Genomic DNA, 25,343 nt, shown 5'->3' on the forward strand with positions numbered 1-25,343 from the left:
CGCTTAGGGTATATGCACCGGACCACCGGACATTCTTGATTTTCGCTCGCCGCATTCATCGCGGCGTTTCTTGAGATGTGAGGTGGGTATGGAACGAAACACAATCACCCCAGTGCAATACGCCCAGGCACTGCCTGCAGCCACGGAGTGGCTGTAATGTCGGATTTGGCGCAAGCAAAAGTCCAGAGCGACCTGGATATCGCACCGCTGTTGTTGCCCGCACAGGTGTTGCGCAATGATGCCGAGGCCATCAAAGCCGCCCATGAACTGGCGCAGGTCGCCCGTCAGCAGGCCGCGCGTCGTGACCAGCAACGCAAACTGCCCTGGGCAGAAATCGAGCAATTCACCCGCAGCGGACTGGGCAGCATCGCCATTCCCCGGGCATACGGCGGCCCACAGGTTTCGTTCGTCACCCTGGCCGACGTGTTCGCGATCATTTCCGCCGCTGACCCGGCCCTCGGGCAGATCCCGCAGAACCAGTTCGGCGTGCTCCAGTTGATACTCGGCACCGGCACCGAACGGCAGAAAAAAATCCTCTTGCAGAGCGTGCTCGAAGGCTGGCGCATCGGCAATGCCGGGCCGGAACGTGGCACCCGCAATACCCTTGAACTCAAGGCGCGGATCACCGCTGACGGTGACGGGTTTGTCATCAATGGTCAGAAGTTCTATTCCACCGGCGCGCTGTTTGCCCATTGGGTCGCGGTCAAGGCGCTGAATGACGAAGGCCGCCAGGTGCTGGCCTTCGTGCGGCGCGGCACCCCGGGCCTGCGGATCGTCGACGACTGGTCGGGGTTCGGCCAGCGCACCACCGCCAGCGGCACCGTGCTGCTGAACAATGTCCGGGTGGATGCCGACTTGGTGCTGGATAACTGGCGCATCAACGAAACGCCCGGTGTGCAAGGCGCGATTTCCCAACTGATCCAGGCCGCCATCGATGCGGGGATCGCCCGTGGCGCCATCGACGATGCCATCGCCTTCGTTCGCGAACGGGCCCGCCCCTGGATCGATGCCAAGGTCGACCGAGCCAGTGACGACCTCTACGTGATCGCCGACATTGGCAAACTGAAAATCGAACTGCACGCCGCCGAAGCGTTGCTGCGCAAGGCCGGACAGGTGTTGGACCAGGTCAGTGCCGCCCCTATCACGGCGCAATCGTCCGCCCGCGCCTCGATTGCCGTGGCCGAGGCCAAGGTGCTCACCACCGAAATCGCCCTGCAAGCCAGCGAAAAACTCTTCGAGCTGGCCGGCAGCCGCGCCACCCTCGCCGAATTCAACCTCGATCGCCACTGGCGCAACGCACGGGTCCACACCCTGCACGACCCGGTGCGCTGGAAGTATCACGCGGTAGGCGCCTACCACCTGAACGGCACCTTGCCGGCCCGCCATTCCTGGATCTGACGACCCGACCTCTGGAGCAGTACATGACGTTTTCTCAACACGTCGCGGTGATCACCAGCGATGAACAAGCCCTGATCGTGGCCAGCGACCTGGCCGATGACTTCAAGCGCGACAGCGCCCTGCGCGACCGCGAGCGCCGCTTGCCGTACCCGGAACTGGAGGCCTTCTCCCGCTCGGGCCTGTGGGGTATCAGCGTGCCCAAGGCCTATGGCGGCGCCGGTGTGTCCAACGTCACCCTGGCCAAAGTCATCGCGCTAATTTCTCAGGCCGACGGCTCGCTGGGACAGATTCCGCAAAATCATTTCTACGCCCTGGAAGTGCTGCGGGTAAACGGCAGCGAAGCGCAAAGACAACGCCTGTACGCCGAAGTGCTCGCCGGCCAGCGCTTTGGTAACGCCCTGGCCGAACTTGGCACCAAGACTGCCCATGACCGCATCACCCAACTGCGCCGCGACGGCGAGGGCTATCGCATCAACGGTCGCAAGTTCTACGCCACGGGCGCGATCTACGCCCAACGCATCCCCACATCGGTGGTGGATGAAAACGGCGTGCAACAGCTGGCGTTCGTCCCTCGCAACAGCCAGGGCCTGACGGTGATCGACGATTGGAGCGGTTTTGGCCAGCGCACCACGGGCAGTGGTTCGGTGGTGTTCGAAGACGTGTATGTCGCCGCCGCCGACATCGTGCCCTTCCAGAGCGCCTTCGAACGCCCGACGCCGGTGGGGCCGCTGGCGCAGATTCTTCACGCCGCCATCGACACCGGCATCGCCCGCGCCGCCTACGAAGACGCCCTGCATTTTGTCCGCAATAAAACCCGCCCCTGGATCGACGCCACCAGCGACGTCGCCACCGAAGACCCGCACACCCTCAAGAGTTTCGGCCAACTGAGCATCCGCCTGCACGCCGCCGAAGCCCTGTTGGAACGTGCCGGTGAGTTTCTCGACCGGGCCCAGGCCGACACCCGGGCCGACACAGTCGCCGCCGCCTCGATTGCCGTGGCCGAAGCCCGTGCCATCAGCACCGAAATTTCCCTGGCCGCCAGCAGCACGCTGTTCGAATTGGCCGGCAGTCAGGCGACCCTGGCCGAACATGGCCTAGACCGCCACTGGCGCAACGCCCGGGTGCACACCCTGCATGACCCGGTGCGCTGGAAATACCACGCAGTGGGCAACTTCTACCTCAACGATGAAAAACCGCCGCTGCGAGGGACTATCTGATGGCGGCCGGCAAGAAAAAGATCCTGCTCAACGCGTTCAACATGAACTGCATCGGGCACATCAATCACGGCCTGTGGACCCACCCCCAGGACACCTCGACCCAGTTCAACACGATCGAATACTGGACCGCCCTGGCGCAATTGCTCGAGCGCGGATTGTTCGACGGGTTGTTCATCGCCGACATCGTCGGCGTCTACGACGTCTATCAACAATCAGTGGACTTCACGCTCAAGGAGTCGATCCAGCTACCAGTCAACGACCCGTTGCTGCTGGTGTCTGCGATGGCTGCCGTGACGAAAAACCTCGGCTTCGGCCTCACCGCCAACCTGACCTACGAACCGCCCTACCTGTTCGCCCGACGCATGAGCACCCTCGACCACCTGAGTCGTGGTCGGGTCGGCTGGAACATCGTCACCGGCTACCTGGACAGCGCCGCCAAGGCCATGGGCCTGACGGCGCAGGTCGAGCATGACCGCCGCTACGACCAGGCCGACGAATACCTGCAAGTGCTCTACAAACTGTGGGAAGGCAGTTGGGAAAACGACGCGGTGCTCAACGACCGCGAGCAGCGGATCTATGCACGGCCAGAGAAAGTGCACAAGGTCCGGCACCAGGGCGAGTTCTACCAGGTCGAGGGTTATCACCTGTGCGAACCCTCACCCCAGCGCACGCCAGTGCTGTTCCAGGCCGGCAGTTCCGAGCGCGGCCTGCTGTTCGCCGGGCGGCATGCCGAGTGCGTGTTCATCAGCGGCCAGAACAAACCGGCGACCAAGGCCCAGGTGGACAAGGTCCGCGCCAGCGCCGTAGAGGCCGGGCGCAACCCCGGGGACATCAAGGTGTTCATGGGCCTGAACGTGATCGTCGGCGAGACCGAAGCGGCCGCCTGGGCCAAGCATGCCGAGTACCTGGGCTACGCCAGCGCCGAGGCCGGGGTGGCGCATTTTTCCGCGTCGACGGGGATCGATTTTTCCCAGTACGAACTGGACGAACCGATCCAGTACATCAAGAGCAACGCCATCCAGTCCGCCACCAAGACCTTGCAGAACAACGACTGGACCCGGCGCAAACTGCTTGAGCAACACGCCCTCGGTGGTCGCTACATCACAGTCGTGGGCTCACCCGAGCAAGTGGCCGACGAGCTGGAGTCCTGGATCGCCGAAACCGGCCTCGATGGCTTCAACCTGACCCGCATCGTCACGCCGCAAAGCTACGTGGACTTCATCGACCTGGTGATCCCCGAGTTGCAGCGACGCGGCTCGTACAAGACTGAATACGACAACGGCACCCTGCGCGAAAAGCTGTTTCACGCAGAGGCCCATTTGCCTGGACAACACACCGGTTCAACCCACCGGCACTGACCCTGGGGCTACCGACACTGACCCTGTGGGAACAAGGCACTGTGGGAGCAAAGCCTGCTCGCGATGCAGACACCTCGTTTTCTGGAGACCGCATCAATTTCATCGCGGGCAAGCCTTGCTCCCACATAGCTCTGTTCGCCAAAAAATATGCACCTCCCCCTAAATGACTGGAATAACTGACATGACCAAACACTTCCTCACCCTGCCAGTCAAAGCATTGGCCCTGGCCCTCGGCCTGTTCAGCTCGGCACTGTTTGCCGCCGACGCACCGTTGAAAATCGGCACCACCGCGGCGTTCGCCATTCCCCTGGAGGCGGCCGTCGAAGAAGCCGGCAAGCAAGGCTTGAAGGTCGAGTTGGTGGAGTTCAGCGACTGGATCGCGCCCAACGTCAGCCTGGCCTCCGGCGATATCGACGTGAATTACTTCCAGCACATCCCGTTCCTGGAAAATGCCAAGGCCGCCGCCGGGTTCGATCTGGTGCCCTTTGCGCCGGGGATCATCAACAACGTCGGCCTCTATTCGAAAAAATACAAAAGCTTCGACGAACTGCCAGAAGGCGCCAGCGTCGCCATTGCCAACGACCCGATCAACAGCGGTCGCGGCCTGCAACTGTTGGCCAAGGCCGGGCTGATCACCCTCAAGCCGGGCGTCGGCTACAAGGCCACTGAAGACGACATCGTCGCCAACCCGAAGCAGCTCAAGATCCTGCAGGTCGAAGCCGTGCAGTTGGTGCGTGCTTATGAAGACGCCGACCTGGTGCAGGGTTATCCCGCCTACATCCGCCTGGCCAAGACCTTCGATGCCAGCTCTGCCTTGCTGTTCGACGGCCTCGATCACAAGGAATACGTGATTCAGTTCGTGATCCAGCCCAAGAGCAAGAACGATCCGCGGCTGATCAAGTTCGTCGACATCTACCAACATTCACCCGTCGTGCGCGCCGCCCTGGACAAGGCCCACGGCAAGCTCTACCAAGCCGGCTGGGAAAGCTGACATGAACGCCGTCAACGCTCGGCTTCGACAAGAAGCCCCCACGCCCCGAAGCGCCGAACACACCGAACTGCATCCGGAGCTCAACCGTGCCCATGTGCGCTTCATCGGCCTGGGCAAGACCTACAACGGCGCCCAGGGTCCGGTGGCCGCGCTGCAAGGCATCGACCTGGCGATCCAGCGCAGCGAGGTGTTCGGCATCATCGGCCGCAGCGGCGCCGGCAAGTCGTCGCTGATCCGCACCATCAACCGCCTCGAACAACCCACCAGTGGCCGGGTGTTGATCGATCAGATAGACATCGGCGAGTTCGATGAAGACCGTCTGGTGGAACTGCGTCGGCGCATCGGCATGATCTTCCAGCACTTCAACCTGATGTCGGCCAAGACCGTGTGGCAGAACGTTGAGCTGCCACTGAAAGTCGCCGGCGTGCCCAAGGAACAGCGCCAGCGCAAAGTCCGCGAGCTGCTGGAACTGGTCGGCCTGCAAGGCAAGCACAAGGCCTACCCGGCGCAACTCTCAGGCGGGCAGAAGCAGCGGGTCGGGATTGCCCGAGCGCTGGTGCATGACCCGCAGATCCTGTTGTGCGACGAGGCCACCTCGGCCCTGGACCCGGAGACCACCCAATCGATCCTCGGTTTGCTGCGTGAGATCAATCAGCGACTGGGCCTGACCATCGTGTTGATCACCCATGAAATGGCGGTGATTCGCGAAGTCTGCGACCGGGTGGTGGTGCTCGAACAGGGGCGGATCGTCGAACAGGGGCCGGTCTGGGAAGTGTTCGGCAATCCGCAACACGAGGTCAGTCGGACGCTGCTGGCGCCGTTGCAACACGCGATACCGGAAGAGCTGCAAAACCGCTTGCAGGTGCAGCCGGCATCGGCGGATGCCGCCACTGTGCTACGCCTGCAATTCACCGGCATCGATCGTGAAGAGCCGGATCTCGCCGCTTTGTTCAGCGCCCTCGGTGGACGGGTGCGGCTGCTGCACGGCGGCATCGAGCGAATTCAGGGCCACGGGCTGGGGCAATTGCTGCTGGCCGTGAGCGGTTCGTCGTGGGGCGCCGAGGAACTGCGGCAACGGGCGGGCAATTGGGCGCAACGTGTGGAGGTGCTGGGTTATGTGGTTTGACCGGTTGTTGCAGGGCTTCATCGACACGTTCCTGATGGTCGGCGTGTCGTCGCTGATCGCGCTGTTGGCGGGCATCCCGCTGGCGGTGATCCTGGTGACCAGCGGCAAGGGTGGGATCTATGAAGCGCCGGTCTTGAACCGGGCCCTGGGCGCGTTCGTGAACCTGTTCCGCTCGATACCGTTCCTGATTCTGATGGTGGCGTTGATCCCGTTCACCCGGCTCATTGTCGGCACCACCTACGGTGTCTGGGCTGCGGTGGTTCCATTGACCATCGCCGCCACGCCGTTCTTTGCCCGCATCGCCGAAGTCAGCCTGCGGGAGGTCGACCATGGCCTGATCGAAGCGGCCCAGGCCATGGGTTGCCGGCGCTGGCACATTGTCTGGCATGTGCTGCTGCCCGAAGCCCTGCCAGGCATCGTCGGCGGTTTTACCATCACCTTGGTGACCATGATCAACTCTTCGGCCATGGCCGGCGCGATCGGCGCCGGCGGTCTGGGCGACATCGCCTACCGGTACGGCTACCAGCGATTCGACAGCCAGATCATGCTCACGGTGATCGTGTTGCTGGTGGCGTTGGTGGCAGTGATCCAGTTGGGCGGCGACCGCTTGTCACGCGGCTTGAATAAGCGCTGACCGGGGAGAGCAGTTGATCTGTGGGAGAAGTTGATCTGTGGGAGCAAAGCTTGCTCGCGATAGCAGTATTCCATCCAACATGGATGCCAGCTGGACGACCGCAATCGCGAGCAAGCTTTGCTCCCACAGGTAGACCAATGATCTTGCGGTATAGTCCCCTGACGCTCCCCACTCAAGCCCCCAATCATGAAACACACCACCGAAGACCTGCACGCCATCACCGCCACGACCCTGGGCCATTACAACACCGTGGCAGAAAGCTTTCGCGAAGGCACCCGCGATCACGATGTCAGCCAGAACATCGACGCCTTGCTGCGCCATATCCAGGGCCAGGCGCCGCTGCACATCCTGGATTTGGGCTGCGGCCCGGGGCGCGACTTGCGCACATTCACGGCCATGGGCCATGTGGCGGTCGGCCTCGACGGTTCAGAAGCGTTTGCCCGGATGGCGCGCCAGGACAGCGGCTGCGAGGTGTGGCAACAGGACTTCCTGGAACTCGACCTGCCGGCCGAGCGTTTTGACGGGATTTTCGCCAACGCGGTGCTGTTTCATGTGCCCGTCCAGGAACTGCCTCGGGTGCTCAAGCAACTGCACGCCACCCTCAAGCCCGGCGGCGTGCTGTTCAGCTCAAACCCACGGGGCGAAAACCAGGAGGGCTGGAACGGCCAGCGCTTCGGCGCTTACCACGACCTCGCGGCGTGGCGCACGCTGCTTGGCCACGCAGGCTTCGTGGAACTGGAACATTACTACCGACCGGCTGGGCTGCCGCGGGAACAACAGCCTTGGTTGGCGAGTGTCTGGCGTAAGGTTTGAAGACCAATCCCTCGTAGGAGCTGGCGAAGCCTGCGATCTTTTGATCTTTCGCTTGAGATTCAAGCGTTCTTGGAAAGATCGCAGCCTCGTTACACTCGTCAGCTCCTACCGACCCAACCACTTCTGCGACAACTGCTCCAACCGTCCGTCATCCTTGATGCGCGTCAGGGCATTGTCCAGGCTGGCCTTGAACGCCGGGTTGCCCTTCTGGAACGGAATCACCAGGCTCGGCGCCGGCTCGCTCTTTTTTTCTGGCTGGAACGACTGCGCCATGACCAACGGACGTGGCGTCTCATCCTTGCTCGCCAGCAGTTGTGCATCCGGTTGGCTGTAAGCCGCACTGAGGTCGAAACGTTCCGCCAGTTCCGGGGTCATTGCTATGTGGTTGATGGCAACGTCGTACTTGCCGCTCTCCACGCCGGTCAGCAGATCCCCGGCATCGGTGACCACGAAGTCGGGGCGTACATCGAGCTCACCGGCAAGCATTTCGCCCAGCTCCACTTCGAAACCAGTGAGTTTGCCGTCTTCCTTGAAGTTGAAGGGCGCGGTGTTGGCCTCGAGGGCAATGCGCAGTTCACCACGGTCATTGATGTCATCGATCAGTTCGGCATGAGCCAGGGGACTCAAAAGGGGTAGCAGGCAAATCAGGCCAGGCAGAAAGCGCATGGTCACTCCTTTGTATTTATACAAGCGACGCTCGTTTCAGGCTCGCTTTGCTATGGTTGTTGCAGGCTTCGACAACGATTGGTCATGAAGTTGTCATGGCCAGGCGGATTTCATGGAAAAACTGGAGAAAAAAATGAAAAGCTTTATGTCTCGTGCCACGTTGGCCGGCCTGTTATTGGGCGCCTCGATGCTGGCAACCGCCGCGACCCCGGCGCCCAAAGGTGCAGAAGTGTTCATCGTTTCCCCGGCAGACGGCGCCACCGTCGCCCAGGAATTCACAGTCAAGTTCGGCGTCAAGGATATCGCCTTGGCCCCGGCCGGCGACGTGACCAAAAATACTGGCCATCACCATTTGCTGATCGATGTCGACAAACTGCCCGCCGCCGGCGCGCCGATTCCAAACGACGCCAACCACATGCACTTCGGCAAGGCACAAACCCAGGCCGACATCAAACTGGCCCCGGGCAAGCACACCTTGCAATTGATCCTGGGTGACAGCGGCCACATGCCGTTCGATCCGTCGATCGTGTCCGAAAAAATCACGGTGGATGTGAAGTAATACCGACTGACACAACACAACCACCTGTGGGAGCAAAGCTTGCTCCCACAAGGTTTCAGGTTGTGTCAGTCAATAAAAAACGGGAGCCCCTTGCGAGGCTCCCGTTTTTTATTGCAAGCCAGGCCTGCTTAGAACAACACGCGGCAACGAATGGTGCCGTTGATGTGCTGCAGCTTCTCTTGCGCCAGGTCCGAGTATTCGGCGTCGACGTCGATCACGACGTAGCCGACTTTCTCGTTGGTCTGCAGGAACTGACCGGAAATGTTGATGCCGTTTTCGGCGAAGACCTTGTTGATCTCGCTCATCACACCCGGGATGTTTTCGTGGATGTGCAGCAAGCGGTGCTTGCCAGGGTGTGCCGGCAGGGCCACTTCCGGGAAGTTCACGGACGATACCGACGTACCGTTGTCGCTGTACTTGACCAGTTTTTCCGCCACTTCCAGACCGATGTTGGCCTGGGCTTCAGCGGTGGAACCGCCGATGTGCGGGGTCAGGATCACATTGTCCAGGCCACGTAGCGGGCTTTCGAAGATGTCGTCGTTGGAGCGTGGCTCCACCGGGAACACGTCGATGGCGGCGCCGATCAGGTGCTTGTCCTTGATCGCGTCGGCCAGGGCGTCGAGCTTGACCACGGTGCCGCGCGCGGCGTTGATCAGGATCCCGCCCTTCTTGATGGCGCGGATTTCCTTCTCGCCAATCATCCACTGGGTGGCAGCGGTTTCCGGCACGTGCAGGGTCACGATGTCGGACATGCCCAGCAACTCGTGCAGGTTGTTGACCTGGGTGGCGTTGCCCAGAGGCAGCTTGGTCACGGTGTCGTAGAAGAACACCTGCATGCCAAGGCCTTCAGCCAGTACCGACAATTGGGTGCCGATCGAGCCGTAGCCGACGATACCCAGCTTCTTGCCACGGATTTCGAAGGAGTTGGCCGCACTCTTGATCCAGCCGCCACGGTGGCAGGAAGCGTTCTTCTCAGGGATGCCGCGCAGCAGCAGGATCGCTTCGGCCAGCACCAGTTCGGCAACGGAACGAGTGTTGGAGTACGGCGCGTTGAACACCGCGATACCGCGCTCGCGCGCCGCGTTGAGATCAACCTGGTTGGTGCCGATGCAGAAGCAGCCGACCGCCACCAGTTTCTTGGCGTGGTCGAAGATCTCTTCGGTCAATTGAGTACGGGAGCGAATGCCGATGAAGTGAGCATCGGCGATCTTTTCCTTGAGCTGGGCTTCCGGCAGAGAACTGGTGATGTACTCGATGCTGGTGTAGCCCGCCGACTTGAGGACGTCGACAGCCGATTGGTGGACGCCTTCGAGAAGAAGGAACTTGATCTTGCTCTTATCGAGAGAAGTCTTGCTCATCTGCGTAAACCTGTGTCCCGGAGAAAAATGGCAGGGAATCGGACAGCGCATGCTGGCCCGACCGGCGTAACAGCCGTCGCCGCAGAACAGCCGTTGGGCACTACGCTGCGGGGTCGGTATGCTAGCATATGCACCCCGCTAAACACTCATTCCTGCGACGTGAAGCGTTCTCAGGATGACCATGAATTGTTCGAGAGTTCTGTCGATGACCAATCCTGCCGTGATAGATGAGCTGAAGACCCTGGTTGAGCCTGGCAAGGTCTTGACCGATGCCGACTCCCTGAACGCTTACGGCAAGGATTGGACCAAGCATTTTGCCCCTGCGCCTTCGGCCATCGTCTTTCCCAAGACCACCGAACAGGTCCAGGCCATCGTGCGCTGGGCCAACGAACACAAGGTCGCGCTGGTGCCATCGGGCGGACGTACCGGGCTTTCCGCCGCAGCCGTGGCCGCCAACGGCGAAGTGGTCGTGTCGTTCGACTACATGAACCAGGTGCTCGACGTGAACCTCACCGACCGCACCGCGGTCTGCCAGCCTGGCGTGGTCACCAAACAACTGCAGAACAAGGCCGAAGAACATGGCCTGTACTATCCGGTAGACTTCGCTTCGGCCGGTTCCAGCCAGATTGGCGGCAATATCGGCACCAATGCCGGCGGGATCAAGGTCATTCGCTACGGCATGACCCGCAACTGGGTGGCGGGCATGAAGGTTGTCACCGGCAAGGGTGACCTGCTGGAGCTGAACAAAGACCTGATCAAGAACGCCACCGGCTACGACTTGCGGCAACTGTTCATCGGCGCCGAGGGCACCCTGGGCTTCGTGGTCGAGGCCACCATGCGCCTGGACCGTGCGCCGAAAAACCTCACCGCCATGGTGCTCGGCACGCCGGACTTCGATTCGATCATGCCGGTGCTGCACGCCTTCCAGGGCAAGCTGGACCTGACCGCCTTCGAATTTTTCTCCGACAAGGCCCTGGCCAAGATCCTCGCTCGCGGCGATGTGCCAGCACCGTTCGAAACCGAATGCCCGTTCTATGCCCTGCTGGAATTCGAAGCCACCACCGAAGAAGTCGCCAACCACGCCCTGGAGACCTTCGAGCATTGCGTGGAACAAGGCTGGGTGCTCGACGGCGTGATGAGCCAGAGCGAAACCCAACTGCAGAACCTGTGGAAGCTGCGCGAGTACATCTCCGAGACCATCTCCCACTGGACACCGTACAAGAACGACATCTCGGTGACCGTCTCCAAGGTTCCGGGTTTCTTGCGGGAAATCGACGCGATCGTCGGCGAACACTACCCGGACTTCGAAATCGTCTGGTTCGGCCACATCGGCGACGGCAACCTGCACCTGAACATCCTCAAGCCGGAAAACCTGAGCAAGGATGAGTTCTTCGCCAAGTGCGCGACCGTGAACAAATGGGTCTTTGAAACCGTCGAGAAGTACAACGGCTCGATTTCCGCCGAACATGGCGTGGGCATGACCAAGCGCGACTACCTGACCTATAGTCGTTCACCTGTGGAAATCGAGTACATGAAAGCCGTGAAGGCGGTATTCGACCCGAACGGCATCATGAACCCGGGCAAGATTTTCGCGGTTTGACGCCTAAAAACACCTGATGAATCCCAGAAGCAGGAGTCGGTAAATGAGCTATCAGCACCAGTATGTCGACGGTACACGTATTCATTTCCCGCTCGGGAAAGTGGTGTGCATTGGCCGCAACTACGCCGAACATGCAAAGGAACTGGATAACCCGGTGCCCACCGAACCCTTGCTGTTCATCAAGCCGGGCAGTTGCGTGGTGCCGCTGGAAGGCGGTTTCAGTATTCCGGCCGACCGCGGCTCGGTGCACTACGAGGCGGAAATCGCCGTGCTGATCGGCAAGCCGCTGTCCACCAAGCCCAGCGTTGAAGAAGTACTGGACGCGATCTCCGGCTTCGCCCCGGCCCTGGACCTGACCCTGCGGGACAAGCAGGCCGAGCTCAAGGCCAAGGGCCTGCCGTGGGAAGTGGCCAAGTCCTTCGACGGCGCGGCGGTGCTCGCACCGTTCGTGTCGAGCGGCACCTTTGCCGACCTGACCGACATCCCCGTTCGCCTGACCATCAACGGTGAAGTGCGCCAGGACGGCAACAGCAGCCTGATGCTCAACCCCATCGTGCCGATGATCCAGTACATGGCCGGCTGCTTCTCGCTGCAGGCCGGCGACGTGATCCTCACCGGCACCCCGGCAGGCGTCGGGCCGCTGAATGCAGGCGATGAACTGGTACTGGAGCTGCCGGGGGCAAGCCGCTTCGAAAGCAGCGTTCGTTAACTCGGTTTTGTGACCACAACAGATCAAATGTGGGAGCGGGCTTGCTCGCGAATGCGGTGTATCAGAAAGATATATGTCGACTGACACTCCGCATTCGCGAGCAAGCCCGCTCCCACAGGGTATACAGGGCGCATATCCGATCATTTACCGTTTTTTTCACATGCCATCCGGATAATTCCAGGGAATGTGGCGTCTGAGCTAGCCATTCCCCTCGCCGAATTTTCTGGAACGCATTCCCCGATGGCCACAACCCAAGCACTGCCAGCCGCCAAACCTGCCCGTCGCCCTAGGCTCAGGTATGCCTGGTCGCTGCTGGCAGTGGCCGCTGCCTACGGCCTGGCGTTCGCGATGCACTGGGACGACCGCGGCCTGCTTTGGCTATCGGAACACCTCCAGAGCCCGACTCAACGCCAGGTGAGTGTCTGGCTGCCGGACTACCACGCCGTGATCGACGCCAAGCCGCTACCAGGCATGGAGGAGGACGAGGCGTCCGATGTGGCCTACAACCCCCAGACCAAGACCCTGTTCGCCGTCATGGGCAAGCACCCGTCCCTGGTGGAACTGAGCCTTCAAGGCGATGTGCTGCGCAAGATACCTTTGGTGGGTTGGAGCAATCCCGAGGGCGTGGCCTATATGCCCAATGGCCTGTTAGCGATTACCGACGAACGCCGTCACACCCTCTCGATCGTCCAGGTGGACGCCAACACACGCGAGCTCAACAGCACTGACTTCCCTCACTACGACCTGGGTGCATCAGAAAACCAGAACAAAGGGTTCGAAGGAGTCACCTGGGATCCACGCAACCAGCAACTGACGCTCGGAGAGGAACGCCCGCCGGCGCTGTTTACCTGGAAAAGCGATGGCAGCCAGCTGCTCAAGGGCGACAAGCAGATCCATGTTAGCAATGAACTGGACCTGCGCAACCTCTCGGCATTGGCGATCGACCCGCGAACCGGTCACATGCTGGTGCTTTCGGCCGACTCCCATCTGCTGCTGGAACTGGACGAAAAAGGCGAGCAGGTCAGCTTCATGACCTTGCTGGGCGGTTTCAACGGCTTGAAAAATACGATCCCGCGTGCCGAAGGCGTCACCGTCGATGAGGCCGGCAACCTGTACATGGTCAGCGAACCGAACCTGTTCTATCGTTTCGAAAAACAGCGCTGACAGCACTAACTCTGCAGGATAAGTCTTCCTTCGTTGTAGGGTGTGGCACACAGCCATTAAGTTTCAGTTCAGGCAGCCGTGGTATTTCCACTCACCTGTTCTCATCCGAGCCCCCTACATGCGTCGACTCGCCCGCCCCAAACCGTTGATACTGCTGACGCTGGTGCTGATTCTCCTGATCGCAGCCGGCCAGCACCTGCGCCTGTTCGAACGCGCCTGGTTCAACCTCAACACCTATTGGCACCCCATCAGCGAAAAAACCATCGCCTTGGACCAATACCGGGTCACGCTCGAAGCGCAGGTGATCGAGGGCCTGGACGATGATGTTTCAGCGCTGACGTTCGATCCTATCCGCAAGAGCCTGTTCACCGTCACCAATAAAAATGCCGAAATGATCGAGTTATCGCTGGACGGCAAGATCTTGCGGCGTATCGCCCTGATCGGCTTTGGCGATCCGGAGGCGGTGGAATTCATCAGCGAAGACACTTATGTCATCACTGACGAGCGCCAGCATCGCCTGATCAAGATTCACCTGGAGGCCGACACCCGATTCCTCGACGCAGCCGACGCCGAGCAAATGACCCTCGGCGTGCACATGAGCGGCAACAAGGGATTCGAAGGGCTGGCCTACGACTCGGTGGGCAAACGCCTGTTCGTGGCGAAGGAACGCGACCCGATGCTGATTTATGAAGTGCATGGGTTTCCCCACCACAATCCAGAAAAGTCCTACGCGGTCCATGTGATCAACAACCCCAAGCGCGATGCCGGGCTGTTCGTGCGCGACCTTTCAAGCCTGCAATACGACGAGCGCAGCGGCCATTTGCTGGCGCTGTCCGATGAGTCGCGGCTGATTATCGAATTGGATATCGACGGCCGGCCGTTGAGCACGCTGTCGTTGAGCAAAGGCCGGCAGGGCCTGCAAAAAAACGTGCCCCAGGCCGAAGGCCTCGCCATGGACGACGACGGCAACCTGTATCTGGTGAGCGAGCCGAACCTGTTCTACGTGTTCAAGAAGCCGCAGCCTTGATCCTGGCCTGACGCAGAACCCATGTGGGAGCGGGCTTGCTCGCGAATGCGGTGTATCAGACACTGAATGTCAACCGACACACCGCCTTCGCGAGCAAGCCCGCTCCCACAGGGTTGGGTGTTGAATCAATCACTAATTGCCTGACTTATTCAGCCCGCAGGGTCTTCACCCCTTCAGGGGTCCCCAGCAGCAGCACATCCGCGGGACGCGCAGCGAACAAACCGTTGGTGACCACGCCAACGATGGCGTTGATCTGGCTTTCCAGCTCCACCGGGTTGGTGATCTGCAGGTTGTGCACGTCCAGGATGATGTTGCCGTTATCGGTCAACACGCCTTCGCGATACACCGGGTCGCCGCCCAGCTTCACCAATTGGCGGGCCACATGGCTGCGGGCCATGGGAATGACTTCAACCGGCAGCGGGAACGCGCCAAGCACCGGCACCAGCTTGCTGGCATCGGCGATGCAGATGAAGGTCTTGGCCACGGCCGCGACGATCTTCTCGCGAGTCAGGGCCGCGCCGCCGCCCTTGATCAGGTTCAGGTGCGCGTCGCTTTCGTCGGCACCGTCAATGTAGAACTCCAGGTCGCTCACGGTGTTGAGCTCGTACACCGGGATCCCGTGGCCCTTGAGGCGCGCGGCGGTCGCTTCGGAGCTGGCGACCGCGCCGTCGAACGCGCCCTTGTGTTGCGCCAGCGCGTCGATGAAGCAATTGGCCGTGGAGCCGGTGCCAACCCCGACGACGCTCTTGTCATCCAGCTTCGGGAGGATGAGGTCGACGGCGGCCTGGGCCACGGCCTGTTTGAGTTGATCCTGGGTCATGCGAGCTCCGAAAGCGGGCAGGAAGTAAAGAGGGGCGCGAGTATAACCCAACAAAACCTTGGGATTCGTGTGGTCGCCCAGCTAAAAGCCGGGTTAGACTCCTTGGCCCTGCCCAACCCGCTCAGTGATGCTTTCCGATGCTTGAACAGTACGTCAAAAAGATCCTCACCTCGCGCGTTTACGACGTTGCCGTAGAAACCCCGCTGCAGACCGCTCGCCAGCTCTCCGAGCGGCTGGGCAACAGCATCTTGCTCAAGCGCGAAGACTTGCAGCCGGTGTTCTCGTTCAAGATTCGCGGGGCCTACAACAAGCTGACCCAGCTCAGCGACGAAGAGCGCGCACGCGGCGTGGTCACGGCTTCGGCGGGCAACCACGCCCAGGGCCTGGCCCTGGCGGCCAAGGTGCTGGGCGTCAAGGCCACCATCGTGATGCCCAAGACCACCCCGGAAATCAAGGTCGAGGGCGTGCGCTCACGTGGCGGCAAGGTGGTACTGCACGGTGATTCGTTCCCCGAAGCCCTGGCCTATTCGCTGAAACTGGTCGACGAAAAAGGCTACGTCTACATCCACCCGTATGACGATCCCCACACCATTGCCGGGCAGGGCACCGTGGCGATGGAAATCCTGCGCCAGCACCCGGGGCGCCTGGATGCGATCTTCGTCCCGGTGGGCGGTGGCGGACTGATTGCCGGGATCGCGGCCTACGTGAAATACCTGCGCCCGGACATCAAGATCATCGGCGTCGAGCCGGACGATTCCAATTGCCTGCAAGCGGCCATGGCCGCTGGCGAGCGCGTGGTCCTGCCGACCGTGGGGCTGTTCGCCGACGGCGTCGCCGTGGCGCAGATCGGCCAGCACACCTTTGATATCTGCAAGCATTACGTGGACGAAGTGATCACCGTCAGCACCGACGAGATCTGCGCCGCGATCAAGGACATCTACGACGATACCCGCTCGATCACCGAACCTGCTGGCGCCCTGGGCGTGGCCGGGATCAAGAAGTACGTCGAGTCACGGAGCATCAGCGGCCAGACCCTGGTGGCCATCGACTCCGGTGCCAACGTCAACTTCGACCGCTTGCGCCACGTTGCCGAACGCGCCGAACTGGGCGAGGGCCGCGAAGCGATCATCGCCGTGACCATCCCCGAGAAGCCGGGCAGCTTCAAGGCGTTCTGCGAAGCCGTCGGCAAGCGCCAGATCACCGAATTCAACTATCGCTACAACACCGGCAGCGAAGCGCACATCTTCGTCGGCGTGCAGACCCACCCGGAAAACGACCCGCGCAGCGCGCTGATCGCCAGCCTGACCGAACAAGGCTTCCCGGTGCTGGACCTGACCGACAATGAACTGGCCAAGTTGCACATTCGCCACATGGTCGGCGGGCATGCAGCCCATGTCATCGACGAAGTGGTGCTGCGCTTCGAATTCCCGGAACGCCCGGGGGCGCTGTTCAACTTCCTCAACAAGCTGGGTGGGCGCTGGAATATCTCGATGTTCCACTACCGCAACCATGGCGCGGCCGATGGCCGTGTGGTCGCCGGGCTACAGGTGCCGCACGATGAGCGTCACCTGGTACCGGCTGCCCTGGAAGAAATCGGCTACCCGTACTGGGATGAAAGCGATAACCCGGCCTATCAACTGTTCCTGGGTTGATAAAGCCGGGCTAGGCTGTGAGCAAGACTTAAGGAAAATCCAACAATGGAAACATTGACTGCGCTGAAGATCGCTCACGTCATCGCCACCGTACTGCTGCTGGCAGGCGCCCTGGGGCTGGCCGTCTGGGTCTGGCGCACGCGCCGCAATGGCGATGCCACGGCGGCGGCACGCACGCTGCAACGTCCGCGGCTGTTCATCTGGCTGGTGATGATCCTGGCTCTTGCGAGCCTGCCCTTCACGGGCTGGTGGATGGTGCATCAGGTTGGCTGGCCGCTGGGGCAGACCTGGTTGCTGGCTTCCAGCGTGCTCTACACCTTGGCGGCGCTGGCGGGGTTCTGGCTGGTGGTGCGACTGAACAAATTGCGCAAGGCACCGGGAGGTAGCGGGAAGTTTACCTTTGCCTTGGCGCTGTTCAGTGTTGTCTGCTTTGTCGCCATTGCGGGGTTGATGGGGGCCAAGCCGGTTTAAAACACAGTCTGTGGGAGCAAAGCTTGCTCGCGATTCTGTGGGAGCAAGGCTTGCCCGCGATTGGCTTTACGCGATGCAAAGGTACGTATGCCAATCGCGAGCAAGCTTTGCTCCCACAGCCAATCGCGAGCAAGCTTTGCTCCCACAGCCACTCGCGAGCAAGCCTTGCTCCCACAGTTCAATTGCGCAACGAAATTACCGGCCAACCCCGCTTCTGGGCCTCGGCCCGAAGATTCGGATCCGGATCCACCGCCACCGGATGCGTCACCACCTCCAGCAGCGCCAGGTCATTCATCGAGTCGCTGTAGAAATAGCTGCCCTCGAGCGAATGCCCGGTCTCTTCCAGCCAACGGTTCAACCGGGTCACCTTGCCCTCGCGAAAACACGGGATGTCGGTGCTGCGGCCGCTGTAGCGCCCGTCGATCATCTCGCACTCGGTGGCGATCAGGGTCTCGACGCCCAGGCGCTCGGCAATCGGCCCGGTGACAAAGCGGTTGGTGGCGGTGATGATCACCAGCTTGTCGCCAGCGTCACGGTGCTTTTCCAGCAATTCGATGGCCTGGGGCAACACGATCGGCTCGATGCAGTCGCGCATGTAGTCCAGGTGCCACTGGGCCAGCACGTGCATTTCGGTGCGACCGAGGATTTCCAGGCAAAAATTCAGGTACTCGGCGTTGTCGAGCTTGCCGGCCAGGTAATCCTGGTAGAACGCGTCGTTGCGTGCCTTGTACGTGACAGCGTCCAGGAAACCGCGCTCGCACAGGTAATCGCCCCACGCGTGGTCGCTGTCGCCGCCCAGCAATGTGTTGTCCAAGTCGAATAAAGCCAGCCGCATTGCAGTTACTCGCTGAAAAATCTGAAGAAAGGCGTCCAGAATACGGACTTTTCACAAGAGTGCACATAAGCTAGGGACGCTCGTTGCTGCTTTCACAACCTTTGTGGAACAATGCGGCGACATGCGTTTGCGAGGTTGTTGCCGTGATCGATCCCGATGGTTTCCGTCCCAATGTGGGGATCATTCTTACGAATGATGCTGGGCAGGTGCTATGGGCACGCCGTATCAATCAAGACGCCTGGCAGTTTCCCCAGGGCGGGATCAACCCCCAGGAGACGCCGGAAGAGGCCTTGTACCGCGAATTGAATGAAGAAGTGGGGCTTGAGCGAGAAGATGTCGAAATACTCGCCTGCACCCGCGGCTGGTTGCGCTATCGTTTGCCGCAACGCCTGGTCAGGACGCACAGCCAACCGCTGTGCATCGGCCAGAAGCAGAAATGGTTTCTCCTGCGCCTGATCTCCAACGAGCAGCGGGTGCGGATGGATTTGACCGGTAAACCGGAGTTCGATGGCTGGCGCTGGGTCAGCTATTGGTATCCGTTGGGCCAGGTGGTGACATTCAAGCGCGAAGTGTACCGACGCGCTCTCAAAGAGCTTGCCCCGCGCCTGCTGACGCGCGACTGACGACGGAGTTCGACCCCGAGCCATGCTCAATACGCTGCGCAAGATCGTCCAGGAAGTTAACTCCGCCAAGGATCTCAAGGCGGCGTTGGGGATTATTGTATTGCGTGTCAAAGAGGCCATGGGCAGCCAGGTCTGCTCGGTCTACCTGCTGGACCCCGAGACCAATCGTTTCGTGCTGATGGCCACCGAGGGCTTGAACAAGCGCTCCATCGGCAAGGTCAGCATGGCCCCCAATGAAGGCCTGGTCGGTCTGGTCGGCACACGCGAAGAACCCCTGAACCTCGAAAACGCCGCGGATCACCCGCGCTACCGCTACTTTGCCGAAACCGGCGAAGAACGCTACGCCTCGTTCCTCGGGGCACCGATCATCCACCACCGCCGCGTCGTCGGCGTGTTGGTCATCCAGCAAAAAGAGCGCCGCCAGTTCGACGAAGGTGAAGAAGCCTTCCTCGTGACCATGAGCGCGCAACTGGCCGGGGTTATCGCCCACGCCGAGGCCACCGGCTCGATCAGCGGCCTGGGTCGCCAGGGCAAGGGCATCCAGGAAGCCAAGTTCGTCGGCGTACCGGGCTCACCGGGCGCGGCGGTGGGCACGGCGGTGGTCATGTTGCCGCCCGCCGACCTCGACGTGGTGCCGGACAAGGCCATCGCCGACATCGAGGCCGAGCTGGGTTTGTTCAAGACCGCCATCGAAGGCGTACGCGCCGACATGCGGGCCCTGTCGGCCAAGCTGGCGACACAGCTGCGCCCTGAAGAGCGCGCGCTGTTCGACGTTTACCTGATGATGCTCGACGATGCCTCCCTGGGCAGTGAAGTGACCACCGTCATCAAGACCGGCCAGTGGGCCCAGGGCGCGCTGCGCCAGGTGGTGACCGACCACGTCAACCGTTTCGAACTGATGGACGACGCCTACCTGCGCGAGCGGGCCTCGGACGTCAAGGACCTTGGCCGCCGCTTGCTGGCCTACTTGCAGCAGGAACGCCAGCAGACCCTGGTCTACCCCGACAACACCATCCTGGTCAGCGAAGAGCTGACCCCGGCCATGCTCGGCGAAGTGCCCGAAGGCAAGCTGGCGGGGCTGGTCTCGGTATTGGGTTCGGGCAACTCCCACGTGGCGATCCTGGCCCGGGCCATGGGCATCCCGACGGTGATGGGCCTGGTGGACCTGCCGTACTCCAAGGTCGACGGCATCCAGATGATCGTCGATGGCTACCACGGCGAGGTCTACACCAACCCCAGCGACGTGCTGCGCAAGCAGTTTGCCGATGTGGTCGAGGAAGAAAAACAACTGTCCCTGGGCCTGGATGCGCTGCGGGACCTGCCGTGCATAACCCTTGACGGCCACCGCATGCCACTGTGGGTCAACACCGGCCTGCTGGCCGACGTGGCCCGGGCGCAGAAACGTGGCGCCGAAGGTGTAGGCCTGTACCGCACCGAAGTGCCGTTCATGATCAACCAGCGCTTCCCCAGCGAAAAGGAACAGCTGGCGATCTACCGCGAACAACTGGCCGCGTTCCACCCGCAACCGGTGACCATGCGCAGCCTGGACATCGGTGGCGACAAGTCCCTGTCCTACTTCCCGATCAAGGAAGACAACCCGTTCCTCGGCTGGCGCGGCATTCGCGTGACGCTCGACCACCCGGAAATTTTCCTGGTCCAGGCCCGCGCCATGCTCAAGGCCAGCGAAGGCCTGAACAACCTGCGCATCCTGCTGCCGATGATCTCCGGCACCCATGAACTGGAAGAAGCCCTGCACCTGATCCACCGGGCCTGGGGCGAAGTACGCGACGAAGGCACCGACGTGCCGATGCCGCCGGTCGGGGTGATGATCGAGATTCCGGCCGCGGTGTACCAGACCAAGGAACTGGCGCGGCAGGTGGACTTCCTGTCGGTGGGTTCCAACGACCTGACCCAGTACCTGCTGGCCGTGGACCGCAACAACCCGCGGGTCGCGGACCTGTACGACTACCTGCACCCGGCGGTGCTGCAAGCCTTGCAGAACGTGGTGCGTGACGCCCATGCCGAAGGCAAGCCGGTGAGCATCTGCGGCGAAATGGCTGGCGACCCCGCGGCCGCGGTGCTGCTGATGGCGATGGGGTTCGACAGCTTGTCGATGAACGCCACCAACCTGCCGAAAGTGAAATGGATGCTGCGCCAGATCAACCTCAGCAAGGCCCAGGAATTGCTCGCGGAAGTGATGACCATCGACAACCCGCAAGTGATCCACAGCTCCTTGCAACTGGCGCTGAAGAACCTTGGGTTGGCGCGGATGATCAATCCGGCTTCGAACAAAACCCTCTAGGCACGAGCACCTGTGGCGAGGGAGCTTGCTCCCGCTGGGCTCTGTAGGAGCTGGCGAAGCCTGCGATCTTTTGATCTTTTGATCTTTCGCTTGAGATTCAAGTGTCTGGGGAAAGATCGCAGCCTCGCTTCGCTCGTCAGCTCCTACACAGCTCCTACAAGCTCCTACAGGGCTGAATCAAATGTGCAGCGCCACCTCCCCCAAATGCCCCCCATGCGGCCCGAAACTGCGCTCGACCATCTGCCGCGTCCCATCGGCATGGACAATCAGCGCCGTACTCGCCCGCGTCCCGTAGGCCGGGCTGGCGATGAACACACTCGATAACAGCGTCTCGGTCGCCACGCCCACCCCCGTATCAGGCAGCTCAGCCACCGGAGCAGGTTGCGGGTCGTTCAGCAGCGCCAGCAACGCCTCGGGCTGCGGATCATCCAGCACCTCGCCCAGCGCCGCACGAGCCTTGAGCAACTTGGGCCAGGGCGTGTTCAACCCTGCGTTCGACACGCCATAGAGCCCCTCGCCCAACCGCTGCGGCGGGGTATCGCGGGCGTTGTGGTGCCAGAGCTCGACGCCATCGCCGAGCAGCAGGTTGAAGCCACCGTACTCGCCGGCGCGGGGCACGACTTCGCTCAGGTAGTCGGCAATCGACAGATTCCCGGTCAGGAACCGCGCCACCAGCTCGCCGCGCGACTTGAAGGCCGGCAATTGGCCTGGGTCACGGATGTTGGTCAGCGCCGCAAAGCGCCCCTCGGCGCCAATGCCGAGCCAGGTGCCGCCAGCCTCCAGGTCGCGACCGGCATGCACATGGGGCGCATCAGGCCACTGGGCCAGGGGCAAGGTCGGCCGGGCATAGAACTCGTCGCGGTTGGCCGCCACGATCAGCGGCCGGGCGTGGCCGGGGCGCCAGGCAAATACGATCAGGCACATCAGGTTGTCCTGTTTAAAAATGAAGCTGAGCAACACTGCTTTTGTGGCGAGGGAGCTTGCTCCCGCTGGGCTCTGTAGGAGCTGGCGAAGCCTGCGATCTTTTGATCTTGATCTTGATCTTGATCTTTCGCTTGCGACTCAATTGCCAGTGGAGAGATCGCAGCCTCGTTGCACTCGACAGCTCCTACACCGCTCCTACACAGCTCCTACAACGGGAGCAAGCTCCCTCGCCACAAAAACCACGCGTTGCACCTACTCTACCCATACCTCCATCATGCATCCATCGCCTTCAGTAGAGCCCAAGCCCCTCGATCCGTTACCATGCCGCTCTTATTTCAGGGATGGTCGGGGAGACGCTGGTGGAATTTGTGCTCTATCTGCTGCTCGGCGCCTGCGCCGGCGTGCTGGCCGGGTTGTTCGGTGTGGGGGGCGGGATCATCATTGTCCCGGTGCTGGTGTTCAGTTTCACCCTGCAGGGTTTCGACCCGCAGGTGTTGACGCATCTGGCCGTCGGCACCTCACTGGCATCGATCATCTTCACCTCGGTCAATGCGGTGCGCGAGCATCAGCGCAAAGGCGCGGTGCGCTGGCCGGTGTTCGCCTGGATGACCGTCGGCATCCTGATCGGTGCCGGATTCGGTGCGATCATCGCCGAAGCGATTTCCGGCCCGCACCTGCAAAAGATCATCGGCGTGTTCGCCCTGATCATTGCCGTGCAACTGGCCCTGAACTTCAAGCCCAACGCCAGTCGCAACGTACCGGGCAAGGCCGGACTGACCCTGGCCGGCACGGTGATTGGCTGGGCCTCGGCGATTTTCGGCATCGGTGGCGGTTCACTGACCGTGCCGTTCCTGACCTGGCGCAGCGTACCGATGCAGCAAGCGGTCGCGACGTCATCGGCCTGCGGACTGCCCATCGCCGTGGTCAGCGCATTAAGTTTCATGATTTTGGGTTGGCACGATCCGCTGCTGCCGGCCCATAGTCTCGGTTTTGTGTATTTGCCGGCGCTGCTGGGCATCGCCTTGACCAGCATGGTCTTCGCCCGTTTCGGCGCGCGGCTGGCCCATCGCCTGTCACCGCGCTTGCTCAAGCGGTTGTTTGCCGCCCTGCTATTCTGCGTGGGCTTGAGTTTTCTGTTCTGACGCAATCCTGGCTTAATCCCGAGGTGGCAGCGTCGCCCGGGTATTTTTGACGTTTACGAGGAATATCAATGCTGCCTTACCCGCAGATCGATCCGGTAGCCCTGGCCATCGGCCCGCTGAAAATCCACTGGTACGGCCTGATGTACCTGATCGGCATCGGCGGCGCCTGGTTGCTGGCGTCGCGCCGGCTCAACCGTTTCGACCCGACCTGGAACAAGGAAAAACTTTCCGACCTGGTGTTCTGGCTGTCCATGGGCGTGATCGTCGGCGGACGCCTGGGCTATGTGCTGTTCTACGACCTGAGCGCCTATGTGGCCAACCCGACGCTGATCTTCGAAGTCTGGAAGGGCGGCATGTCGTTCCACGGTGGGTTCATCGGCGTGATGTTGGCGGCGTTGTGGTTCGGCAAGCGCAACAACAAGTCGTTTTTCGAGCTGATGGACTTCGTCGCGCCAATGGTGCCGATCGGCCTGGGCGCAGGGCGCATCGGCAACTTCATCAATGCCGAGTTATGGGGCAAGTCGACCGACGTGCCGTGGGCGATGATCTTCCCGCCGTTCAGCGACCCGGCGCAGTTGCCGCGCCACCCGTCGCAGCTTTATCAATTCGCCCTCGAAGGCGTGGCACTGTTCCTGATTCTCTGGCTGTTCTCGCGCAAGCCGCGGCCAACCATGGCGGTGTCGGGCATGTTCGCGCTGTTCTATGGCATCTTCCGTTTCATCGTTGAATTCGTCCGCGTCCCGGACGCCCAGCTCGGCTATCTGGCGTGGAACTGGCTGACCATGGGCCAGGTGTTGTGCCTGCCGATGATCATCGGCGGCCTGGCGCTGATCTGGCTGGCTTATCATCGTGCGCCGGCTGCGGCGGCCAAGGTTTAAAATTCGAACCCCGGGGCGTTGGCCCCGGGTTCAAGGACACAGGTAACCCATGAAGCAATATCTCGATCTGGTGGCCCACGTCATCAAGAACGGCACCAAGCAAGCCAACCGCACCGGTGTGAACACCATCAGCTTCCCCGGCGCCATGCTGCGCTATGACTTGAAAGACGGTTTCCCGGCCATCACCACCCGCAAAATGGCCTTCAAATCGGCCATCGGCGAGATGTGCGGCTTCCTGCGTGGCGTGAACAATGCCGCCGAATTCCGTGCCCTGGGCTGCAAGGTCTGGGACCAGAACGCCAACGAAAACGCCCAGTGGCTGGCCAACCCGTTCCGCCAGGGCGAAGACGACCTGGGCGAGATCTACGGCGTGCAATGGCGCAAGTGGCCGGCCTACAAACAGATCCCCTTGAGCAACCCGGCCGCCATCGAGCAGACACTGGCCCAGGGTTACCGGCAGATCGCCGAGGGCGAAGAAAACGGCCAGGCCTACGTGGTGCTGTACAAGGCCATCGACCAGGTTCGCCAGTGCGTCGACACCATCATCAAGGACCCGGGCAGCCGGCGCATCCTGTTCCACGGCTGGAACTGCGCCCAGCTCGATGAAATGGCCCTGCCGCCGTGCCACCTGCTCTACCAGTTCCACCCGAATGTCGAGACCAGGGAAATCTCCCTGACCCTCTACATCCGCTCCAACGACCTGGGCCTGGGCACGCCGTTCAACCTCACCGAAGGCGCCGCACTGCTGAGCCTGATCGGCCGCCTGACCGGCTACACGCCGCGCTGGTTCACCTATTTCATCGGCGATGCCCACGTCTACGAAAACCACTTGGACATGCTCAACGAACAGCTCACGCGCGAGCCGTTCCCGATGCCCAAGCTGGTGATTTCCGAGCGTGTGCCGGAGTTCGCCAAGACCGGCGTGTACCAGCCTGAGTGGCTGGAGTTGGTGGAGCCGGGCGACTTCTCCCTCGAAGGCTACCAGCACCATGCGCCGATGACCGCGCCGATGGCGGTCTAGAAGAATCCCACCATCCCCCTGTGTGCGGGCCTGTGGGAGCAAAGCTTGCTCGCGA

Annotated in this window: 24 protein-coding genes; 19 read left to right on the forward strand and 5 right to left on the reverse strand. The window is 61.5% G+C overall.

The genetic code is table 11. The features are described 5' to 3' along the window. Positions 1–156: 156 nt before the first annotated feature. From CFII68_RS11185 to CFII68_RS11155, 7 genes are all read left to right on the forward strand, one after another. The gene (locus CFII68_RS11185; protein WP_018608834.1) at positions 157–1,398 is read left to right on the forward strand and encodes an SfnB family sulfur acquisition oxidoreductase; all 1,242 of its coding nucleotides are present in this window, start codon (positions 157–159) and stop codon (positions 1,396–1,398) included. Positions 1,399–1,421: 23 nt separating this feature from the next. Then, entirely contained in the window at positions 1,422–2,615 is a 1,194-nt protein-coding gene (locus tag CFII68_RS11180; RefSeq protein WP_018608836.1) for an SfnB family sulfur acquisition oxidoreductase, read from the forward strand. After that, positions 2,615–3,973 carry an LLM class flavin-dependent oxidoreductase gene (locus CFII68_RS11175; protein WP_018608838.1) on the forward strand — a complete coding sequence of 453 codons (1,359 nt, stop codon included), beginning with the start codon at positions 2,615–2,617 and terminating at the stop codon, positions 3,971–3,973. The genes CFII68_RS11180 and CFII68_RS11175 overlap by 1 nt, the downstream gene beginning before the upstream one ends. A gap of 181 nt (positions 3,974–4,154) precedes the next feature. Next, positions 4,155–4,964: a MetQ/NlpA family ABC transporter substrate-binding protein gene (locus tag CFII68_RS11170; RefSeq protein ID WP_018608840.1), complete on the forward strand. Its 810-nt coding sequence runs from the start codon at positions 4,155–4,157 to the stop codon at positions 4,962–4,964. A 1-nt stretch (position 4,965) separates the two neighbouring features. Beyond that, positions 4,966–6,090 (forward strand): methionine ABC transporter ATP-binding protein, encoded by a 1,125-nt coding sequence (locus tag CFII68_RS11165; RefSeq protein WP_018608841.1) that lies wholly within the window; start codon positions 4,966–4,968, stop codon positions 6,088–6,090. Further along, positions 6,080–6,724, forward strand: a complete 645-nt coding sequence (locus CFII68_RS11160; protein WP_018608843.1) for a methionine ABC transporter permease — start codon at positions 6,080–6,082, stop codon at positions 6,722–6,724. The genes CFII68_RS11165 and CFII68_RS11160 overlap by 11 nt, the downstream gene beginning before the upstream one ends. 186 nt (positions 6,725–6,910) lie before the next feature. Beyond that, positions 6,911–7,537: a bifunctional 2-polyprenyl-6-hydroxyphenol methylase/3-demethylubiquinol 3-O-methyltransferase UbiG gene (locus CFII68_RS11155; protein WP_018608845.1), complete on the forward strand. Its 627-nt coding sequence runs from the start codon at positions 6,911–6,913 to the stop codon at positions 7,535–7,537. Between the two features lie 105 nt (positions 7,538–7,642). On the opposite strand, the gene CFII68_RS11150 is transcribed toward CFII68_RS11155, so the two are convergent. Further along, positions 7,643–8,203, reverse strand: a complete 561-nt coding sequence (locus CFII68_RS11150) for a transporter substrate-binding domain-containing protein (RefSeq protein WP_018608848.1) — start codon at positions 8,201–8,203, stop codon at positions 7,643–7,645. A gap of 133 nt (positions 8,204–8,336) precedes the next feature. On the opposite strand from CFII68_RS11150, the gene CFII68_RS11145 reads away from it, so the two are divergent. Further along, entirely contained in the window at positions 8,337–8,762 is a 426-nt protein-coding gene (locus CFII68_RS11145; RefSeq protein WP_024618984.1) for a DUF4399 domain-containing protein, read from the forward strand. Positions 8,763–8,890: 128 nt separating this feature from the next. On the opposite strand, the gene serA is transcribed toward CFII68_RS11145, so the two are convergent. Beyond that, positions 8,891–10,120 carry a phosphoglycerate dehydrogenase gene (gene serA, locus CFII68_RS11140; protein WP_003186856.1) on the reverse strand — a complete coding sequence of 410 codons (1,230 nt, stop codon included), beginning with the start codon at positions 10,118–10,120 and terminating at the stop codon, positions 8,891–8,893. Positions 10,121–10,325: 205 nt separating this feature from the next. Between serA and CFII68_RS11135 the strand changes: the two genes are divergently transcribed. From CFII68_RS11135 to CFII68_RS11120, 4 genes are all read left to right on the forward strand, one after another. Then, on the forward strand, positions 10,326–11,720 hold the full coding sequence (locus CFII68_RS11135; RefSeq protein ID WP_018608853.1) for an FAD-binding oxidoreductase: 1,395 nt from the start codon (positions 10,326–10,328) through the stop codon (positions 11,718–11,720). 43 nt (positions 11,721–11,763) lie between these two features. After that, complete coding sequence (locus CFII68_RS11130; RefSeq protein ID WP_018608855.1) at positions 11,764–12,429, forward strand: fumarylacetoacetate hydrolase family protein; 666 nt, start codon at positions 11,764–11,766, stop codon at positions 12,427–12,429. A 240-nt stretch (positions 12,430–12,669) separates the two neighbouring features. Beyond that, a complete protein-coding gene (locus CFII68_RS11125) occupies positions 12,670–13,593 on the forward strand; it encodes an SdiA-regulated domain-containing protein (RefSeq protein WP_018608857.1) in 924 nt (307 codons plus the stop codon). Positions 13,594–13,711: 118 nt separating this feature from the next. Beyond that, complete coding sequence (locus CFII68_RS11120) at positions 13,712–14,620, forward strand: SdiA-regulated domain-containing protein (protein ID WP_018608859.1); 909 nt, start codon at positions 13,712–13,714, stop codon at positions 14,618–14,620. 145 nt (positions 14,621–14,765) lie between these two features. On the opposite strand, the gene rpiA is transcribed toward CFII68_RS11120, so the two are convergent. After that, positions 14,766–15,440, reverse strand: coding sequence for a ribose-5-phosphate isomerase RpiA (gene rpiA / locus CFII68_RS11115; protein WP_014336005.1), 675 nt, complete (start codon positions 15,438–15,440; stop codon positions 14,766–14,768). Between the two features lie 137 nt (positions 15,441–15,577). Between rpiA and ilvA the strand changes: the two genes are divergently transcribed. Beyond that, entirely contained in the window at positions 15,578–17,092 is a 1,515-nt protein-coding gene (ilvA, locus tag CFII68_RS11110) for a threonine ammonia-lyase, biosynthetic (protein ID WP_018608861.1), read from the forward strand. A 45-nt stretch (positions 17,093–17,137) separates the two neighbouring features. Then, positions 17,138–17,563 (forward strand): DUF2269 family protein, encoded by a 426-nt coding sequence (locus CFII68_RS11105; RefSeq protein WP_018608863.1) that lies wholly within the window; start codon positions 17,138–17,140, stop codon positions 17,561–17,563. A 178-nt stretch (positions 17,564–17,741) separates the two neighbouring features. Here CFII68_RS11105 and CFII68_RS11100 read toward each other — a convergent pair whose 3' ends face one another. Further along, positions 17,742–18,398, reverse strand: a complete 657-nt coding sequence (locus tag CFII68_RS11100; protein ID WP_018608864.1) for an HAD family phosphatase — start codon at positions 18,396–18,398, stop codon at positions 17,742–17,744. Positions 18,399–18,541: 143 nt separating this feature from the next. On the opposite strand from CFII68_RS11100, the gene CFII68_RS11095 reads away from it, so the two are divergent. Further along, on the forward strand, positions 18,542–19,021 hold the full coding sequence (locus tag CFII68_RS11095) for an RNA pyrophosphohydrolase (RefSeq protein WP_003186867.1): 480 nt from the start codon (positions 18,542–18,544) through the stop codon (positions 19,019–19,021). Positions 19,022–19,043: 22 nt separating this feature from the next. Further along, positions 19,044–21,323 carry a phosphoenolpyruvate--protein phosphotransferase gene (ptsP, locus tag CFII68_RS11090; protein ID WP_018608868.1) on the forward strand — a complete coding sequence of 760 codons (2,280 nt, stop codon included), beginning with the start codon at positions 19,044–19,046 and terminating at the stop codon, positions 21,321–21,323. Positions 21,324–21,500: 177 nt separating this feature from the next. On the opposite strand, the gene CFII68_RS11085 is transcribed toward ptsP, so the two are convergent. Further along, positions 21,501–22,247, reverse strand: coding sequence for an NRDE family protein (locus CFII68_RS11085; RefSeq protein WP_018608870.1), 747 nt, complete (start codon positions 22,245–22,247; stop codon positions 21,501–21,503). 359 nt (positions 22,248–22,606) lie between these two features. Between CFII68_RS11085 and CFII68_RS11080 the strand changes: the two genes are divergently transcribed. The 3 genes from CFII68_RS11080 to CFII68_RS11070 all read left to right on the forward strand — a co-directional run bounded on the left by CFII68_RS11080 (position 22,607) and on the right by CFII68_RS11070 (position 25,288). Beyond that, positions 22,607–23,389 (forward strand): sulfite exporter TauE/SafE family protein, encoded by a 783-nt coding sequence (locus tag CFII68_RS11080; RefSeq protein ID WP_018608871.1) that lies wholly within the window; start codon positions 22,607–22,609, stop codon positions 23,387–23,389. Between the two features lie 68 nt (positions 23,390–23,457). After that, positions 23,458–24,267 carry a prolipoprotein diacylglyceryl transferase gene (gene lgt, locus CFII68_RS11075; protein WP_018608873.1) on the forward strand — a complete coding sequence of 270 codons (810 nt, stop codon included), beginning with the start codon at positions 23,458–23,460 and terminating at the stop codon, positions 24,265–24,267. A 49-nt stretch (positions 24,268–24,316) separates the two neighbouring features. After that, positions 24,317–25,288, forward strand: coding sequence for a thymidylate synthase (locus tag CFII68_RS11070; RefSeq protein WP_014335997.1), 972 nt, complete (start codon positions 24,317–24,319; stop codon positions 25,286–25,288). Positions 25,289–25,343 lie beyond the last annotated feature (55 nt).

Source organism: Pseudomonas sp. CFII68 (assembly GCF_000416195.1).
In the GTDB taxonomy this organism is placed as follows: Bacteria; Pseudomonadota; Gammaproteobacteria; order Pseudomonadales; family Pseudomonadaceae; genus Aquipseudomonas; species Aquipseudomonas kilonensis.